Origin of the sequence: Roseibium sp. MMSF_3247 (assembly GCF_030733765.1) — a bacterium.
In the GTDB taxonomy this organism is placed as follows: Bacteria; Pseudomonadota; Alphaproteobacteria; order Rhizobiales; family Stappiaceae; genus Roseibium.
In genome coordinates this window covers 1-2173 of sequence record NZ_JASHII010000030.1, presented here as the reverse complement: position 1 = coordinate 2173, position 2173 = coordinate 1, and the positions used below count along the sequence as shown (strand labels likewise).

The 2173-nt window shown below is 56.6% G+C and carries 2 protein-coding genes; one reads left to right on the top strand and one right to left on the bottom strand.

Going from position 1 to position 2173, the window contains the following annotated elements; genetic code table 11:
• Positions 1-681: hypothetical protein (locus RBB44_RS25455; RefSeq protein WP_306150611.1), on the top strand; the 681-nt coding region annotated here is incomplete at its 5' end.
• A 28-nt stretch (positions 682-709) separates the two neighbouring features.
• On the opposite strand, the gene RBB44_RS25450 is transcribed toward RBB44_RS25455, so the two are convergent.
• Positions 710-2086, bottom strand: a complete 1377-nt coding sequence (locus RBB44_RS25450) for an ISNCY family transposase (RefSeq protein WP_306150610.1) — start codon at positions 2084-2086, stop codon at positions 710-712.
• Positions 2087-2173 lie beyond the last annotated feature (87 nt).

Here is a 2173-nt window from a genome sequence, read left to right as displayed (position 1 = left end):
TCTCCCCTGATCCGGGGTCTGGTCCTGTCGCTAAATTATGCGGTTGAACACGGCGGTATCGGCCTGACCCAAACCGGTGCGATAAACCGCAAGTTCGTGACCTTCGCTGCAAATGCCTTCAACTGGCCGGGCTACACAGCAAAGGAACTGCTCCGCGTAAACAAAGTCCTGGATGAACATAAAATGCCGCCGCTGGAGCCCATACATGCCTCCCTCAGGCACTTCAAACTCGTCCGGCGCTACAAGGACAAACTCAGGATCACGAAACTGGGCAAGACCATGCTCAAGGACCCCCAGGACCTCTTTGATCTTGCAGCTCCCGTCTATCTCTACCGTTTCCAGCACGCACCCCCAGCCCGACGGCAAGATTACCTCGCCCAATTCTGGCACGTGTTTCTCAACGTTCTGAACCTGGAAGCAGAAGCCGGCTGCACCGTGCAAGACTTGATGCGCATCCTTTACGGCTTCGAAGACACAGATTACCGGGCCCTTACATATTGCGAGAGCCGGCTTGAGCTGAAATACGATATTCTCAAACCCCTGTGCTGGCTCGGCATCTTGCGCGAAGACAGGGAAGGGCGCGACCTCTTGGAGGACGGCATCTATTACAAGACCCCACTCTGGTACGCCGCACTCCATCTTGAAAGTGACCCTGAAGTTGGCCTGCGGCGGCTAAGCTGACACGGGCAACAACCCCAAACCAAGGAGCTCATTCAGCAGCTTCGATCTTGGCGCGCTCCTTCCTCCGCTTTGCTCTATAAGCCGGATCGTCAAACACACTCGGCCGGCCGCGAGGCTTGCGCTCACGCTTCTTATAGCCGCCTTTCTCGCTGGCTGACTTAACCTTCGGCGGCGGCAAATTGGCCTCCTGCTGCTCCTTCACCCAAGACAAAACATGCCCGAGACGTTTGTTCTCAGTGACCGCCGCATGCGACACGCGCTGATCCTTGTCGAACACCCGAAACGGGAGCGAAACACCCTTCCAGAGCACCTCAAGGCGACCGTCGGCAAACTGCCGTGTCTCGACATATTTGCCGGGCAGGGCGCGGGTCACCTCGTTCTCATCCAGAATGATCCGCTTGCGCTCATAGGACACAGCAAGCTGTGCTGTCACATAACGCTTCTCTTTCCAGCACAAGATCTCCTGAAGCCGATCCGGTTCGACATTAAGCGCCCGATGCAGGTTGTCAGACCGGAGCGGAGCCTTGGAAAACCGCGCGTTATAGCGCTCCATGAACTTGGGCAGAAACGCATTGGCATCTTCGATCGTGTCGATATTGGCGAGCCGTAACGCCTTCACAAGACGATCCTGTAGGGTGCGGTTAGCCCGCTCGACGCGACCCTTGGCCTGGCTGGAATTGGCGCAAAGGATCTCAATGTTCAACTCCGCCAAAGCCCGGCCGAACTGAGTCATACCCTGGCCACCTTTGGCATCCGACTTGTTGACCCGGAACACCGAATGCTTGTCGGAATAAAAGGCAACCGGACGGCCATGAGTGGTCAAATAGGATTCCAGCGCTTCAAAATAGCTAAAGGCGCTTTCCGAACGCACGAAACGTAGTTCCATCAAGGTGCTGGTCGCATCGTCGATAAATACCAAAAGCGTACAGGGATCGCCGCGATCCTCGAACCAGCGATGATCGCTGCCGTCGATCTGCACCAGTTCACCAATACATTCCCGGCGCAATCGCGGCTGATGAAACCGCCGGCGTTGCTTGCGCGACAGCCACAAACCGTCCTCGATCATCCACTGGCGCAGCGTCTCTCGGCCGACCTTGAAGCCGTGGTGTTCCAAAAGCATCTCGGACGCCAGCGTCGGTCCAAAGTCCTCATAGCGCTCACGCACCAAGGTCATTGCGTATTCGCGTTTGGCAGGATGGATGGCATTGTTCGGACGGCGACCGCGCGCCCGATGCCGGATCCCGCCGGCACCTTCTGACTGGAACCGATCCAGCAAACGATAAACATGTCGTCTCGACACGTTCATGAGGTTGGCTGCGGTGGTGATCTCGATGTCACCATCATCAACCTGGGCCAGCACACCAATGCGGTGCAAGTCACGCTCACTCATCAAAACCCATCCCATGTCCGAACTCCCAACATCCCAAAGAACACGGGGAGCGTGACATTTTTGAATTGCGAATGTGAGACATTTTAGCCCGGCGCCTACAAG

Coding starts and splice junctions, on each gene's coding strand:
- RBB44_RS25450 (WP_306150610.1), bottom strand. CDS start 2,086: ATGGGATGGGTTTTGATGAGTGAGCGTGACTTGCACCGCATTGGTGTG.